At 57.6% G+C, this 16,208-nt stretch carries 14 protein-coding genes; 12 read left to right on the top strand and 2 right to left on the bottom strand.

The features are described 5' to 3' along the window. The first annotated feature begins 212 nt into the window (after window positions 1–212). Window positions 213–3,959 carry an AsmA-like C-terminal region-containing protein gene (locus K5845_RS04340; protein WP_287958463.1) on the top strand — a complete coding sequence of 1,249 codons (3,747 nt, stop codon included), beginning with the start codon at window positions 213–215 and terminating at the stop codon, window positions 3,957–3,959. A gap of 28 nt (window positions 3,960–3,987) precedes the next feature. On the opposite strand, the gene tyrS is transcribed toward K5845_RS04340, so the two are convergent. Next, on the bottom strand, window positions 3,988–5,241 hold the full coding sequence (gene tyrS / locus K5845_RS04335) for a tyrosine--tRNA ligase (RefSeq protein ID WP_287958462.1): 1,254 nt from the start codon (window positions 5,239–5,241) through the stop codon (window positions 3,988–3,990). Between the two features lie 66 nt (window positions 5,242–5,307). On the opposite strand from tyrS, the gene K5845_RS04330 reads away from it, so the two are divergent. Continuing rightward, a complete protein-coding gene (locus K5845_RS04330) occupies window positions 5,308–6,462 on the top strand; it encodes an anhydro-N-acetylmuramic acid kinase (protein ID WP_348270694.1) in 1,155 nt (384 codons plus the stop codon). A gap of 62 nt (window positions 6,463–6,524) precedes the next feature. Here K5845_RS04330 and K5845_RS04325 read toward each other — a convergent pair whose 3' ends face one another. Further along, complete coding sequence (locus K5845_RS04325; protein WP_046475803.1) at window positions 6,525–7,253, bottom strand: alpha/beta hydrolase; 729 nt, start codon at window positions 7,251–7,253, stop codon at window positions 6,525–6,527. A gap of 324 nt (window positions 7,254–7,577) precedes the next feature. On the opposite strand from K5845_RS04325, the gene K5845_RS04320 reads away from it, so the two are divergent. The 10 genes from K5845_RS04320 (at window position 7,578) to K5845_RS04275 (ending at window position 16,208) form a co-directional block, all read left to right on the top strand. Then, window positions 7,578–8,129: an Rrf2 family transcriptional regulator gene (locus K5845_RS04320; RefSeq protein WP_244512382.1), complete on the top strand. Its 552-nt coding sequence runs from the start codon at window positions 7,578–7,580 to the stop codon at window positions 8,127–8,129. After that, window positions 8,126–9,274: a cysteine desulfurase family protein gene (locus tag K5845_RS04315; protein ID WP_287958461.1), complete on the top strand. Its 1,149-nt coding sequence runs from the start codon at window positions 8,126–8,128 to the stop codon at window positions 9,272–9,274. The genes K5845_RS04320 and K5845_RS04315 overlap by 4 nt, the downstream gene beginning before the upstream one ends. 65 nt (window positions 9,275–9,339) lie before the next feature. Beyond that, window positions 9,340–10,806, top strand: coding sequence for a Fe-S cluster assembly protein SufB (sufB, locus tag K5845_RS04310; RefSeq protein WP_046475811.1), 1,467 nt, complete (start codon window positions 9,340–9,342; stop codon window positions 10,804–10,806). Between the two features lie 8 nt (window positions 10,807–10,814). Continuing rightward, entirely contained in the window at window positions 10,815–11,105 is a 291-nt protein-coding gene (locus K5845_RS04305) for a hypothetical protein (RefSeq protein WP_046475815.1), read from the top strand. Window positions 11,106–11,192: 87 nt separating this feature from the next. After that, window positions 11,193–11,942, top strand: a complete 750-nt coding sequence (gene sufC, locus K5845_RS04300; protein WP_090227594.1) for a Fe-S cluster assembly ATPase SufC — start codon at window positions 11,193–11,195, stop codon at window positions 11,940–11,942. Window positions 11,943–12,021: 79 nt separating this feature from the next. Continuing rightward, entirely contained in the window at window positions 12,022–13,347 is a 1,326-nt protein-coding gene (gene sufD, locus K5845_RS04295) for a Fe-S cluster assembly protein SufD (protein ID WP_244512381.1), read from the top strand. A gap of 55 nt (window positions 13,348–13,402) precedes the next feature. Further along, window positions 13,403–14,668: a cysteine desulfurase gene (locus tag K5845_RS04290; protein ID WP_046475822.1), complete on the top strand. Its 1,266-nt coding sequence runs from the start codon at window positions 13,403–13,405 to the stop codon at window positions 14,666–14,668. A 61-nt stretch (window positions 14,669–14,729) separates the two neighbouring features. Then, window positions 14,730–15,152 (top strand): SUF system Fe-S cluster assembly protein, encoded by a 423-nt coding sequence (locus K5845_RS04285; protein ID WP_425284159.1) that lies wholly within the window; start codon window positions 14,730–14,732, stop codon window positions 15,150–15,152. Window positions 15,153–15,218: 66 nt separating this feature from the next. Further along, window positions 15,219–15,608: a Fe-S cluster assembly scaffold SufA gene (gene sufA / locus K5845_RS04280; RefSeq protein WP_076605267.1), complete on the top strand. Its 390-nt coding sequence runs from the start codon at window positions 15,219–15,221 to the stop codon at window positions 15,606–15,608. Between the two features lie 30 nt (window positions 15,609–15,638). Next, on the top strand, window positions 15,639–16,208 hold the full coding sequence (locus tag K5845_RS04275; RefSeq protein WP_046475828.1) for a DUF924 family protein: 570 nt from the start codon (window positions 15,639–15,641) through the stop codon (window positions 16,206–16,208).

Raw genomic sequence — 16,208 nt, 5'->3', positions numbered from 1 at the left:
GGTGCGGATGGTTTCTTATGTAAGGAACCGTTTCGGGGATGGCGCGAGACAGAGCGCCTGTGGGTTGGCATCGGAAACATCATAGTCGGCTTCGGTTTGGAAGGGTATTGCGCGCTTACTTCAGGTTCAGTGCGTGATGCTCCTGAAGAATCGGATTTGCGACCTGTTGGTGCCGTAGTCGTGCCAGTGTGAATAGTCGGAGCAGGTGACGGGTGGATCGTCGACAGGGGTATCCTCGACAATACAATTCGCCACAGCAGCGTGCGCCACGACGTAAGCCGGTTCGTGGCCCCGTTCGCCCACGCGAACTTCCGGATGGAGAGCGCTCGGGGTGGCTTCGGGGAACCGCGAAGTTTTGCGGTCTGAGCCTCATCCCGGTCGTTCTGCTCGTTCTGCTCTCGGTTGGCCTCTTGTATTTCCGCCTTCTGCAGGGGCCGGTGTCTCTGAACTTTCTCGTCAAATCTGTGGAGCAGGGCATCAATGCCGAGCTCACCGGACTTGATGCAGCGATCGACGATATTGTCGTGACATTAACGGACAATGGTGCGCTGGAGTTCAGGCTAGAGAACCTGCAATTCTCTGAACGTGACGGCGATCTCGTCGTGGCTGCTCCGCAAGCCGCGATGGAGTTGAACTATGCGGCGCTTTGGCGCCTGCAGGCGACGCCGTCTCGTGTCGAACTGATCGAACCGCGCTTGTTTCTGTTCTACTCGGAAGAAGCTGGTCTATCGCTCAAGTTTTCACCGGGTGGCTCGGCTGGCCTTCCAAGTGACCTTTCCGATAGCATCATCGCGCCATCCCCGGTTCCCGCGCGTCGGTCGTGGCCGGGCGCGGATACGGTTGCTGCTGGCGCGCAGCCGTCCGGGCAGACCGTAGATTTTACGAGTATTGTCGAATTGGCTTCGGAACGCGCGCGACGCGGAGGCGGAGCCACATCTTACCTTCGGGAGATTGGCCTTCGAGATGCGACGGTCGTCCTGGATACGGGCGGACAGGCGAGTGTTTGGCGCGTGCCACGGTTCAGCGTTGATATGGATCATCACGATACCCGGAGCATCATTTCGGGTTCGGCGCGCATTTCTTCGCAGGGACAAATTTGGACGTTGTCGTTCAGAGCGGAGGACGTTCAGGACGACAAGGGAATTTCACTCACCACGTCGATCCGTGGACTTGTTCCGAGATGGCTTGGCGATGCGTTGCCGCAATTGGCGGTGCTTAAGCATTTTGATATTCCGATTGCGAGCGACGGCCGGATTGATTTCAACCAGAAGGGTAGCGTAGCGGGTGGTGAAGCAACGGTCGAAATCGGAGAAGGCCGTGTTGATTTGGCGGGTTTCTCGGAGGTCCCTTTTACAGTCGATTCAGGATTGTTCACGTTCAAGTATGACGCAACCACAGAACGCGTAATCCTTGCATCCTCCAACTTGCGTTGGGGCGACAGCAGCCTAACGCTCGGGGGGACGCTGGCGCATGTCGCTCAAAGTGAGGGTAGCGGTGAAGAAAGCGGATGGCGTTTTGATATTGCTGCCGAGCAAGGTGTTTTGGGCGCGACCGAATTTGGTATCCCACCTCTTCCGGTTGATAAGTGGCATGCTCAGGGAACGGTTGCGCCTGAGCGAGGGCTTCTGAAATTCGATCGGTTCGAAATTGCTGCCGGCGGTGGGCATGTCTCTTTAATGGGCGAACTTGCTACCACGGGCTCGAGTGCGGGGTCTCACTTCGAGGCTGAAATTGGCGCGATGCCGATCGCGACGATGAAAGTGCTTTGGCCCCGCGGTATGGCGGAGGATGCTCGGCAGTGGGTTGGCCGCAGGATCCATGATGGTGTGCTGCAATCGGGGACATATCGATACCTCAATGGGCGATATCTCGCACAAGCGGATCCTGACAGCCAAGACACGTATCGGATGAGCTTGGCGTCGACGCTGGAAAACGTCGTTATGATGCCCGTTGAGGGCACGGCGCCGATCACCTTGTCGCGCACTTTAGTTAAGCTTGAGAATCAAGCTCTGGAAGTGATTGTGCCCGATGGCTCGATGCCCGTGAGTTCTGACCACGTGTTAGGTCTCAAATCGGGACGCTTCACGATTGCTGATGTGTATGGAACGCCACCGGTTGGCGAAGTCGCATTTGCAACGGGCGGCAAAGTAGGGGCCATGCTGGCGTTGCTTGAATTGCCGGCGTTTGACCACCTCAGAAAACCTGAAGCGTTACCTGATAATATCTCCGGTGAAGTGGCGAGTACCGTCACTCTGAGCTTTCCTCTGTTGAAGGACCTCCAGGCGGAGGACGTCAGAATCAAAGCCAAGGCGCGCTTGACCGATGGGCGCGCGGAAGATCTGCTCGGCGAATACGACCTCAAGGGTGCGACGATCAATTTTGATCTGAGCGAGACTGCTGTCGATGCGCAAGGCGAGGTTCTTATCGAGGGCGTGTTAGCGAAGCTCAATTGGCAACGTATTTTTGGGGCGACCGACGCCCAACAGCCGCCTATTCGCGTTACGGCTACGCTCGATGAAGCGGATCGCAGACAACTCGGGTTGGATCTCGGGGATGGATTGCATGGTGACGTGGCAGTTGAAGTAACTGTTCAGCCGCACTCAAATACGCAGTCCGATGTGCGGCTCCGCGCTGATCTGACCAACACCGACGTCGCGATAGAAGAAATTGCGTGGCGCAAGCCGACCGGGCGTAGTGCGTTTCTTGAATTTGATGTGGTCAAGGATGCGTCAGGCCGTAGCGAGCTTAAGAACTTCCGGCTTGAAGGCGACGATCTGAGCATCGAAGGGGTGATCGGGCTTGGGCAGAAGAAGCAGGTTGTCAGTTTTTCGTTTCCGAAGTTCTGGCTCAACCTCGTTACGCGGCTAGAAGTCAGCGGAAAGCTCGACTCGAAGAACGTATGGCAGATACGTGCGAAAGGTCCGACATATGACGGGCGAGCGTTCTTCCGCACACTCTATTCCATTCCGGGTGCGCGGACGCAGGGTGAGCGTCAGAAGAAGCAAGCCGGGGTCGACCTAACCGCCGAAATTGACAATGTTCTGGGCTACGGTGACGTCAATTTGCGGGGGGTGAAACTTAAGCTCTCAGAACGGAACGGTCAGCTCTCGGCACTTGACATTAAGGGGAAGCTCAGCGGCGGGCAGGCGTTAGATGTCGCGTTGCGCAATGACCGCTCGAACGGGCGGCAACTTTTGGCGACATCGCGTGATGCCGGTGAAGCGTTCAAGCTCGTTGGCTTCTATCCCAACATGACTCAAGGTTCGATGCGTCTCGAGGTTAATCTCGATGGACGTGGACCTGCTCAGAAAACGGGAATTTTGTGGGTCGATAATTTCCAGGTTCTTGGGGACCCGGTTATTTCGGAGGTTGCTGGCAGCGCGGATGCTACCGGACCATCGATTGATGGGGGGCGTACCGCGAAACGGCGAATGGTGCGGCAGGTCTTTCAGTTTGACCGGATGCGCGCACCGTTTTCGGTGGGTTATGGCCAGTTCGTGCTTGAGGACGCGTATTTACGCGGCCCCCTCCAGGGCGCCACAGTTCGCGGCAAGGTCGATTACAGCCGGCAGATGTTGGAGCTTGGGGGAACCTATGTGCCGCTACAGGGGCTCAACAATGCGTTTGGCGCCATTCCTGTTCTTGGCGAGTTGCTGTCAGGTCCGCGTCAGGAAGGTATCTTCGGCGTGACCTACGCAATTCAGGGCTCGATGGACAATCCACAAGTCGTGGTGCATCCGTTGTCGATGATTGCGCCAGGTATTTTCCGTGAAATGTTCCAGCTGACGCCTCAGGCTCCGAGCGTCCAGCCTCGGCAAGGGCGTACTGGCGGCGGCGATTACGGAGCAGCGGTGCGCTCCTCCAGCAGTCCGGCTGATGCCGGTCGTGGGGGAGGAAACTCCCCCACGAAATCGGGTGTGGATGGTTGGTCTTCGGAGACCTCTCCGGCGAAGAACTAGCGCACTCCGCCGTCGCTATGTGCTGTGTTCAGTTTGGACGCAGCAGGACGTGTCTCTTCTTGCCAAGCGACAATTTGATAACGCCCTCATTTGAGAGGTCTGCTGACGTCAGTGTTGCAGACTCGTCAGCAACGGCGGTGTCGTTGACCCTTAGGCCACCACCTTTGATCTGACGCCTGGCCTCACCGTTGGATTTGACGAGCCCGGCGGAGACGAATGCGGCAAGTACTCCCAGTCCAACATCCAAATCCTGCCTTGCAATATCCACGGTGGGGAGGTCTTCGGCGAGAGCACCAGTTTCGAAGGTGATCCGCGCTGTTTCAGCGGCCTTCGTTGCGGCGTCGCGGCCATGGATGAGCGCTGTTGCTTCCGTTGCCAGGATCTTTTTGGCTTCGTTTACCTCGCTGCCGGCAAGAGCGCCGAGGCGTGCGATTTTATCCATCGGCAACAATGTGAAGAGCTTCAGGAAGCGGCCAACATCAGCGTCTTCGGTATTGCGCCAGAACTGCCAGTAGTCGTAGGGCGAGAGCTGTTCGGCATTGAGCCACACAGCTCCGGAAGCCGTTTTGCCCATCTTTGCGCCGGACGCTGTCGTGAGCAGCGGGCAGGTCAGGCCGAAGAGTTGGTGGGTGCCCATGCGGCGACCAAGGTCGATGCCGGTGACGATGTTGCCCCATTGATCGGATCCGCCCATCTGCAGGTTGCAGCGGTAGCGCCGGGCCAATTCCACGAAATCGTAGGCTTGAAGCAGCATGTAGTTGAATTCGATGAACGAGAGCTCCTGCTCGCGTTCCAGACGCAAACGGACAGAGTCCATGCTCATCATGCGGTTGACCGAGAAGTGGCGGCCGACATCGCGCAAGAAATCGATGTAGTTGAGCGGCGCAAGCCATTCGGCGTTATCGATCATGATCGCATCGCCAGGGCCATCGCCGAATTTAAGGAAGCGCTCGAAGACGCCTTTGATCGTGTTCTTGTTGGCTTCGATTTCCTCGACCGGGCGCATAACGCGCGTTTCGTCCTTACCCGAGGGATCTCCGACGCGCGTAGTTCCGCCGCCCATCAGCGCGATGGGCTTATTGCCGGTATGCTGAAGCCAGTGCAACATCATGATCGAAATCAGATGGCCGACGTGCAGCGACGGTGCTGTGCAATCGTAGCCGACATAAGCGATCACTTCGTTGCGGCTGGCCAGATCATCAAGGGCCTCATTGTCGGAACACTGGTGAATGAACCCGCGTTCGGTGAGGATCTTTAGGAATTCCGATTTTGGCTGTGACATTACTTCGGTGTCGCTGTTTTTTGGGGTCCCGTTTGAGGGGCGAGTTGGTGACTGGATCTAGAGATCGTGCGGGACCATGCACAGGAAGGCGCGATTGGGCAAGGTGATATGCGCGAGATGATACGGGCGCTGGGGCTTATGAGCGGGACGTCGATGGATGGCATCGACGTGGCCATGATCGAAACGGACGGGGAGCGCGTTGTGCGCAGCGGAGCTTCCATGACGTTTGACTACAGTCCGGAGATGCGAGAGCGTTTGGCGACAGGCATCGACCAAGCCCGTTCAATCAACGGGCGTTGCGAACGCCCGGGGCTGTTGGCCGATATCGAGCGGGAGCTGACGGAACTCCATGCGAGCGCGGTGTCGGCCTTCCTGCGAAAGTCATGCCTTGTCCGTTCAGATATTGATGTCATTGGCTTTCACGGACAAACGGTGCTTCACCGGCCAGAAGATCATTTGACGGTGCAAATTGGCGATGGGGCCTTGTTGGCGAAATTGACGCACCGCCCGGTTGTTTATGATTTGCGTGCACGGGACATGGAGCTAGGTGGCCAGGGCGCTCCCTTAGCGCCTGTTTATCATCGGGCACTGTTGGCGGAACTTGCCCCGCGGCCAGCGGTCGTCGTGAATATTGGCGGCGTGGGCAATGTGACGTGGATCAGCGCCCAAGGCGATCTTATTGCTTTCGATACGGGGCCTGGGAATGCGCTTATCGACGATTGGGTGCGCGCGAAGGCTGGTCGCGCTTGTGATATCGGCGGCGCATTAGCCGCGCAGGGACGCGTCGATGAAGCGGCTGTCGCGCAATTTTGTATGTATCCCTATTTGGAGCTGTCCGCCCCGAAATCGCTAGATCGCAATACATTCTCGCTCGATGTGGTCGCGGGGATGTCTATCGAGGATGGCGCAGCAACTTTGACGGCCATTACGGCTGAAACAATCGCACGCGCACGATCGCTTATGCCGGAGGCGCCGCTGGCGTGGATCATCTCGGGCGGTGGCCGGAAAAACCCAACGCTCATGGCCATGCTTCAGGAGCGTTTGCCTGGAGAAGTCCTCAGTGCGGAGGTGGCCGGCTTAAACGGGGACAGCGTTGAAGCCGAGGCGTGGGCATTTATGGCGGTAAGATCTCTGAAGGGCTTGCCCATTACGTTTCCCGGGACGACGGGCGTGCGCTTTCCTGCGTCTGGTGGGGTGCTCGTAGATCCTGCGAGCATTTGAGCTAAGAAAAAATCCCGGCCATTTGGGCCGGGATTTGCTCTATTCGTCGTTGTGCGGATTTTTTATTCTTCTTCGTCGCCCGGCTCAACTTCCGCGGGGGCAGGCGGCGGAGGTTCTTTGCTCGCCTTCGCTTTTTCTTTCTCTTTCGGGATCTGCGTCATCCGCATGTCGACGTAGCGACCGACGATGTCGGTCAGTTCGTCCATCTTGCCCTCAAAGAAGTGGTTGGCGCCGGGCACGATCTCATGGTCGATCTTAATGCCCCGCTGGGTTTTGAGCTTACCGGTCAATTCCGCGATGGAGCTGGATGGCACAACCCTGTCGATGTCGCCATTGATCATGAGGCCAGATGAGGGGCAGGGGGCGAGGAATGAGAAGTCATACAAGTTGGATGGCGGTGCGACACAGATGAAGCCTTCGACCTCGGGGCGGCGCATCAGCAACTGCATGGCAATCCAGGTGCCGAATGAAACGCCGGCGATCCAGCAACTGCGTGCGTCGGGCTTTACAAGCTGAAGCCAGTCGAGTGCGCATGCGGCATCGGCGAGTTCGCCTGGGCCACCATCCCAGAAGCCCTGGCTACGGCCAACTCCGCGGAAGTTGAAGCGAAGCACCGAAAAGCCACGTTCTACGAACGTGTGGTAAAGGCTGTAGACAACCTGATTGTTCATCGTTCCGCCGAACTGCGGGTGCGGATGCAGGATCAGGGCGATTGGGCTATCGCTGGCCGACTCGTGGTGGTAGCGCGCCTCCAGGCGGCCTGCGGGTCCGTTAATGATCAATTCGGGCATGTGTGATCGCGTATCCTGTGTGAATGCTACGTAACCTTATTGCGCTCGAACGGCGCATTTTGCTGCCGTTGTACCGGCTCCGTAGCCAAATTCTGTTATCGGGACTGTGTGCGACGCGGTCCAAGTAGCCGTAGCGACAGCGCATCCCGCGAAGACTCTCCAGACACTGAATGGGCTGCTACGAGCCTCGATGCAACCTTAGGCGTAGCACTGATCTGCCAATACTTGACTTCGTGGCTCGGAATTTTCATATTCAAACCAAGTTTAGAACTGTTCGAAAGTACCAGCCTCGTTTTGGCAGCTCCGAGCGAGCGTTCTTAGCACATGGATGAGCCTTATGCGCAAGAGGCTGCCCTACCGACCTTGCGGACGGAGTGGGGTGCGCGCGAAGGGCGATTATTCCGAGACGGTTTAATGGAACTGAGCACTAAGGGACGATACGCGGTCATGGCATTGGCCGACTTGGCAAAGTATGGCGGCGCGGACGCAATTCCGCTGTCGGCTGTTGCCGAGCGCCAACAGCTTTCGATCGCGTACCTGGAGCAAATCTTTGGGCGCCTGCGCAGGGCTGGTCTCGTGGATAGCGTGCGGGGACGGGCTGGCGGGTACTGTCTCATGCGTCCCGCAAACGAGATTACCGTCATCGAGATTCTCCGAGCGGTTGACGAAGGCACGCGGATGACCCGCTGCACGGATGGACCTGATGGCGGCTGTTTGGGTGAAGCGCGTTGCCTGACCCACGAGCTTTGGCACGCGATGGGCGCGCATATCGCAGCTTTCCTCTCTGTGGTGACGCTTCAGGAGGTTGTGGACGGGATTCCAGAAGAAAAATTGGCACAGCCCGTTCTGGCGAAAAGTGTGGCGGCAGCAGAATGACAGTCTCGCGGACATATCTTGATTTCAACGCGACGGCGCCCCTGCGCGAGGAAGCCAAGATGGCTGTGATCGCGGCTTTGGAGGATTTCGGTAATCCGTCCTCGGTTCATGTCGAAGGGCGTCGTGCGCGTTCGCTCGTAGACGCAGCGCGCCGGGATGTGGCCGCGCTCGTTGGGGCGGTGCCTGGCGAAGTGGTCTTCACGGCGAGCGGGACTGAGGGTGCCGGTGCTGTTCTGGCGATGGGCTGGGATACGATCATCGTGTCCCAGGTTGAGCATTCCTCAGTATTGGCCGCTGCACGGCGCGCGGCCGACCGGGGTGTGCAAGTCATCGAGGTTGGTGTTGGCCCCGATGGTGTGATTGATGCCGAGGCCTGCGCGCGGGTGTTGGAGACTGCAGCCGCGTCTGGCGGACGGACTCTCTTCGCATTGCAGATGGCGAATAATGAAACGGGCGTTCTTCAACCGTGTCGAGTGCTGTTTCAAATGGCGCGCGCGCAGGGTGTCGCGGTTTTGTGTGACGCTGTCCAAACAGCGGGACGCATGCCGATCAATCTTGCGGAATTCGGCGCCGATTACCTGGTTGTGTCGGGGCACAAAATCGGTGCGCCGAAGGGGACTGGTGCACTGGTCATTCGCGATGGTGCACGTTTTGTGCCGCTGCTCACCGGGGGCGGACAGGAACAGAACCGGCGTGCCGGTACGGAAAATGTCGCTGGGATTGCGGGCTTTGGTGCCGCGGCACGTGCGGCGAGCGAAGACTTTGCTGCTTTCGAGCAGTTGAGCGCGTTGCGTGACCGATTGGAAGAAGGCGTTACTGCGCAGACCCCCAATGCGTCGGTGATTGGCCAGAACGTCGACAGGCTCGCCAATACGAGCACGGTTGTTCTGCCGGGGTGTCGCGCGGAGACCCTCGTGATCGGCTTTGATCTGGCCGGAATCGCCGTGAGTTCGGGGGCCGCATGTTCGTCAGGCAAGGTCGGCCGAAGTCACGTGCTTGAAGCGATGGGATTGGAGCCCGAGACAGCGCAGTCCGCGATCCGGATCAGTCTTGGGTGGACGAATACGGCAGAGGATGTCGAACGATTTCTAATCGCCTGGGCGGATGTCGCCGGGCGCGCGAGCGTTGCGCGAAGGGTCGCGTAACGGAACGGACAACAACGTGGTGGGCCGGGGGCTCGCCCTAAAAGAAGTGAAGTGAGGAGAAGGCAATGGCAACGGTCGAGACCATCGAACAGGTCAAGCAGATCGACGTCGACCAGTATAAGTACGGCTTCGAGACGCAGATCGAATCGATCAAGGCGCCGAAGGGGCTCGACGAGAATACGATCCGCTACATTTCGGAGAAGAAGAACGAGCCGCAGTGGATGCTGGACTGGCGACTGGATGCGTTCGAGCGCTGGCAAGCGATGAAGGAGCCGACATGGGCTCGAGTTAGCTATCCAAAGATCGATTTTCAGGACCTCTATTATTATTCTGCACCGAAGAACGCGGAGGGTCCCAGAAGCCTCGAAGAGGTGGATCCTGAGTTGCTCGCGACCTATGAAAAGCTTGGTATTCCTCTGAAAGAGCAGGAGATCCTGGCGGGCGTGCAGAATTCACGCGTGGCGGTCGATGCCGTGTTCGACTCGGTTTCGGTTGTGACCACGTTTAAGGAAGAGCTGGCGAAAGCGGGCGTAATCTTCTGCTCGATCTCGGAAGCTCTGCGTAATCATCCTGATCTGGTGAAGAAGTATCTGGGTTCGGTGGTGCCGAAGTCTGATAACTTCTATGCGGCGCTCAACTCGGCAGTCTTTTCGGATGGTTCGTTCGTCTACATTCCGGAGGGCGTGCGCTGCCCGATGGAATTGTCGACGTACTTCCGTATCAATGAGAAGCAAACCGGACAGTTCGAGCGGACTCTCATTATCGCCGAGAAGGGGTCATACGTTTCGTACCTCGAAGGCTGCACGGCGCCGATGCGCGACGAAAACCAGCTGCACGCGGCCGTCGTCGAACTCATTGCGCTCGATGACGCGGAGATCAAGTACTCGACGGTGCAGAACTGGTATCCGGGCGATGCCAACGGTCAGGGTGGCATCTATAACTTTGTGACGAAGCGCGGCGACTGTCGCGGCAAGAACTCGAAGATCTCCTGGACCCAGGTCGAGACCGGTTCGGCGATCACGTGGAAATATCCCTCGTGTATTCTGCGTGGCGATAACTCACGCGGCGAGTTTTATTCGATCGCGATTTCCAACGGGCATCAGCAGATCGATAGCGGCACGAAGATGATCCACCTCGGCAAGAATACGTCGAGCCGTATTATCTCGAAGGGTATCGCAGCCGGCGTTTCGCAGAACACGTACCGCGGTCTCGTTTCGGCGCATCGCAAGGCGACCAATTCGCGAAACTACACGCAGTGCGACTCGCTGCTGATCGGCGATCGGTGTGGTGCGCACACGGTGCCATACATCGAGGCGAAGAACTCGTCTGCGCACTTCGAGCACGAGGCGACCACCTCGAAGATCTCGGACGACAAGCTGTTTTACTGCATGCAGCGCGGGCTCTCAGAAGAAGAAGCAGTGACGTTGATCGTCAACGGCTTCGTGCGGGATGTGCTGCAGCAGTTGCCCATGGAGTTCATGGCGGAAACGCAAAAGCTGATCGGGATCTCGCTGGAAGGAAGCGTTGGCTGAGGCATCGCATGGGCGAGTATTGGTTTAAGCCTAAGAGGCATGGCTATGGCGCCACGCCGACGAACTGGAAAGGCTGGCTTGTCACGCTGGCCTTCTCCCTGGCGTTACCTCTAGCTTCTTTGCCGTTTTTACTGTCGCTGACGGACGCAACTCGCACGGTGGGATTGCTGGCTTGGGCTGCTGTGGTGCTGGCATGCGTCTGGGCATTCACGGCCTTTGCCAAGTCCAAGACCGAAGGGACCTGGGAGTGGCGCTGGAACGGCAAGCCTTACCGCTCGATGTTTGACGAAGAAAAATGAACCGCCGTCTTGGTGCGGCGCAAGGATTTGGTGCGGACGCGATGGAAGCGCGCCACTCAGGACTTAGATACGGAGACAGACTGTAAAATGCTTGAGATCAAGAATTTGCATGCGAAGATCATCGAAGAGGACAAGCCGATCCTGAAGGGGATCAACCTGACGGTTCCAACGGGTGAAGTCCACGCGATCATGGGGCCCAACGGGTCGGGTAAGTCCACTCTGGCATACATCCTCGCGGGCCGTGATGATTACGAAGTCACCGAAGGTGATATCCTCTGGAACGGCAAGTCTATTCTGGATATGTCGCCGGATGAGCGCGCGGCTGAAGGTGTGTTTTTAGCGTTCCAATACCCTATGGAGATCCCGGGAGTCGCGGGTCTTACGTTCCTGCGCACAGCACTTAATTCGGTTCGCACGAAGCGCGGTCAACCCGAGCTGACGACACCGGAATTTATGAAGCTCGTCCGGGAGAAGGGCGCTGAGCTCAATATCGATGTGGAAATGCTGAAGAGGCCGGTGAACGTCGGGTTCTCCGGTGGTGAGAAGAAGCGTTCCGAAATTCTGCAGATGGCTTTGCTGGAGCCGACGCTATGCGTACTCGACGAGACGGATTCCGGTCTCGACATCGACGCACTGCGGGTCGTTTCCGATGGTGTGAATGCGCTGCGTTCGCCTGAGCGTTCGATGCTGGTGATCACGCACTATCAGCGTCTGTTGAATCACATTGTGCCTGACAAGGTGCACGTTCTATCGGATGGCAAGATCCAGCGTTCGGGCGGTAAAGAGCTGGCTCTTGAACTGGAGAAGTCAGGTTACGCCGAATACCAGGCTGCCTAATGGGCGCGACTGTTGGAGCGACCATCGTGCGTGAGCCGAGTTCGGGATTTACTAATCGGGTGCGCGCGGGAGGCGCGGAATGAATTTAGCAGTGATGAAAACGAAGGCCGAACAAGGCTTGCTTGAGGCATTTCAGTCTGTCGCCGACACTTTGCCGGGTGGTGCAGACGTGCAGAAGGCGCGTCGCGAAGCCGCGGATAGATTTGAAAATCTCGGACTGCCGCACCGGCGTATCGAGGAGTGGAAGTATACCGATCTGCGGCAGGTGCTGAAGGAAGCACTTCCGCCGAGTATCGGCGATTCCACGGAGTTGACGATCGCGGACGTTATCGTTGCGCTCGGATCGCTGGCCTCGCTCGACGCGCACAAGATCGTATTCGTCAACGGCGCATACCGGCCAAAACTTTCGACGCCAATGGACCTCGAGGGCTTGGAGTTTTCGCCCTTGTCCTCAGCGTTGGTGAATGGCGAAAGCAAGACCGGACTGACGCGCACGTCGGGTCCCAAGGACGATGCCACTCTTGCGCTCAATACCGCGTTCATGAGTGACGGAGCTGTTGTCCGTATTCACGATGGCGCAGAGCTCGCCAAGCCAGTGCTCATCGTGCACGTACGTGCCGGGAAGGAAGCGTTCTCCGCGACCGTCCGGCATGTGATTGATGTCGGTGCAGGCGCCAAAGTGACGATCGTCGAAGCTTTCGTTTCGTTGCCTGGCGTTACGGACGAAGGACAGATCAATACGGCCAGCGAGATCGTTGTTGGCGACAAGGCTTACGTGACGCACGTGAAGTGCGCGGTCGACAAGGGTGCGGTGACGCATCTTTCGAATTGGATGGTGCGGGTCGGGAAAGAGGCCGAGTATCGCGGTTTCCAGCAGACGCAGGGCATCGCGTTGGCGCGGAACCAGATCTTCGCGACTTTCGATGGCGAGGACGCCAAGCTCAATCTGTCCGGCGCATTTCTGGGCCGCGGTGGCGATCACATCGATACGACGCTTGTTGTCGATCACGTTGTGCCGGGATGTGAAAGCCGGGAGCTTTTCAAGGGTATTCTCGATGGGCACGCCCGGGGCATCTTCCAGGGCAAGATCGTCGTGCAGCAGGCTGCTCAGAAGACCGACGGCAAGCAGATGGCACAGGCCATGATGCTGTCCCCGGATGCGGAATTCGATTCCAAGCCGGAGCTTGAGATCTTCGCCGACGATGTGGCTTGTGGGCACGGTTCGACGGTTGCAGAAATCGATGAAGAGATGCTGTTTTACTGCCGATCCCGCGGTATTCCCGAGGAGAAAGCGCGTGTGTTGCTGACGGAGTCGTTTATCGCCGAAGCAATTGAAACGGTGGAAGACGAGCCCGTTGCAGAAGCGTTGAAGATGTTTGCGCGCGGTTGGTTGCAAGCTGACTGATGGCAATCCCTATTCAAGCGCAGCTTTTATACAACGCTAAAGCAGAGAGGTCAGAATGAGCGGTGAATCGACAGCAGCAGCGGTTGGAGCGGCAGAGGATCACCGTTACGACGTCGAAAAAATTCGCGCCGACTTTCCGATCCTGAGTCGTGATGTTTACGGCAAGCCGCTCGTTTATCTTGATAACGGGGCTTCGGCGCAGAAACCCCGTCAGGTTATCGAGGTGATGGACCACACCTATCGCTTCGAATATGCGAATGTGCATCGCGGTCTGCATTACCTCTCGAACACGGCGACAGCCAAATTTGAGGAAGCGCGTGAGACGGTTCGGAAATTCCTAAACGCGCCGAGTTCAGACGAGATTATCTTTACGCGAAATGCGACCGGGGCGATCAATCTTGTCGCTCAGTCGTTCGGTGGCATGGTGGTCGGCGAGGGCGATGAGATCGTCCTCTCGATCATGGAGCACCACTCCAATATTGTCCCCTGGAACTACCATCGGGAACGCCGGGGCGCGGTGCTGAAGTGGGCGCCGATTGCAGACGACGGTTCATTCCTAATTGATGAGTTCGAAGCCCTTCTGGGGCCTAAGACGAAGATGGTCGCCATTACGCACATGTCGAACGTGCTTGGGACCATCGTGCCAATCAAGCAGGTGATCGAGATTGCGCACGCCCGTGGCATCCCGGTGCTGGTTGATGGCAGTCAAGCGGCTGTTCACATGCCGGTGGACGTGCAGGATCTAGACTGCGACTTCTACGCGTTTACGGGGCACAAAACATACGGCCCTACAGGTATCGGAGTACTCTACGCGAAGGCGGAACACCTCGATCGGATGCCGCCTTACGAGGGCGGCGGCGAGATGATCGAGATCGTGACGCGTGACAAGGTTACCTATGCTCAGAGCCCGCACAAGTTCGAGGCGGGAACGCCGATGATCGTGGAGGCTATTGGTCTCGGTACGGCGCTTAATTACATGATGGATGTGGGGCGCGATCGCATCGCTGCGCATGAAGCGGAGCTTGCGGCTTACGCCAAGGAACGGTTGGCGCCGTTCAACTGGCTGACGATCCATGGTACGGCACCGGGCAAGGGTGCGATCGTCTCCTTCAGCGTCGAGGGGCTGCATCCGCATGATGTTTCGACGGTTATTGACCGGTCGGGCATTGCGGTGCGTGCAGGGCACCATTGTGCACAGCCGCTTATGGAGCGCATTGGGGTGACGGCAACGTGTCGAGCCTCTTTTGCGATGTACAACACGAAGGCAGAAATCGATGCGCTTGCTGAAGCGCTTGAGCGTGCCCGGGCCTTGTTCGCTTGAATTGGAGGTGAGGAACATGACGGACGATACGTCAATCACCGATGACGTGGTTTCGCCATCCGTGGAAGCGACTGAAATGCAGCCGGGCGATGTGTCTGAAACGGGTGTGAAGTCTTCTGTGCCGAGTGTTGCGGATGGCGGAACGCCGGTTGCCGGGTCGTCTTTGTCTCAGGAAGAACTGGACGAGATGACGGCCAACGTGGTGGCCGCGCTCAAGACGGTGTACGATCCGGAAATTCCAGCGGATATCTACGAACTTGGGCTGATCTATCGGGTTGATATTGCCGACAATCGTGACGTGGAGATTGATATGACGCTCACAGCACCGGGATGTCCCGTGGCTGGCGAGATGCCTCAGTGGGTTGATAATGCCGTGCGCGCTGTGGCTGGTGTCGGTGATGTGAAGGTTAATCTCGTCTTTGATCCGCCCTGGGACATGAGCCGGATGTCGGACGAAGCGCGGTTGGCACTGAACATGTTTTAGAATCCGGTTGTGGCCCCTATATTAGAGGTAGCCGATACAGGATTTAGCACTGGAATTTTACCTATCATGACGAGTTCTAGACCCCGTCCTCAGGTGATGACCTTGACTGATGCCGCCGCGAAGCGCGTTAGCGAGATCATGGCTCAGAAGCCCAATATCGTCGGCTTGCGGCTCGGCGTAAAAAAGGGCGGCTGCGCAGGCATGGAATATACGATGACCTGGGCGGAATCTCAGGACAAGTTCGATGAGGTTGTGGAAGACAAGGGCGTGAAGCTGCTTATCGAGCCGATGGCCATTATGTATTTGCTTGGCACAGAGATGGACTATGTCCAGGACAAGCTTTCATTCGGTTTCGTATTCAACAACCCCAATCAGCAAAGCGCCTGCGGCTGCGGTGAAAGCGTCAATCTGGCACCTGCGGCCGCGGACAAATTAGCGGCTTTGAAGGTTTCCTGACCTGCTGGTCTTTGGCGTGGAGCACGTACAATGGGTTCGGAGATTGCCGAGGATTCCTGGGCACAGAGGGTCGTCAAATTCTGGTTCGATACGCTCAGTCCCAAAGACTGGTTCCAACCTCCAACTGAGGTTGATGCGGAGATAGTCTCGCAGTTCTCAGACCTTCCAGACGAGATTTTCGGTAAACCTGATGCGGTGTTGCTGACGAGCCCATATGTTGCTCTTGCTGCGATTGTCGCTCTCGATCAGTTTCCGCGCAATTTATATCGGGGTACGGAGCGTGCCTTTGCGTATGACGAACGTGCGCTCGGGTTGGCCAAGGCCGTCGTTGCGCGCGGGTTTGATCGTGACGATGGCTTAAGCACCGACCAACGCGTTTTTATGTATTTGCCCTTTGAACACAGTGAATCTATCGCCGATCAGGAGCAGGCCGTTACCCTAATCAGGGCGCTCGGGAACGATGTTTATACGCAATATGCCGTCGCCCATCGGGACGTCATTGCCCGCTTCGGGCGGTTTCCTCATCGCAACAAGATTCTTGCGCGCGATTCTACTGAGCAGGAAGCGGAATTCCTGCTGCAGCCGGGAAGCTCATTCTAG

Source organism: Filomicrobium sp. (assembly GCF_025698805.1).
Classification (GTDB): domain Bacteria; phylum Pseudomonadota; class Alphaproteobacteria; order Rhizobiales; family Hyphomicrobiaceae; genus Filomicrobium; species Filomicrobium insigne.
The sequence above is the reverse complement of the archived record's forward strand: the minus strand, read 5'-3'. Positions and strand labels throughout refer to the sequence as shown.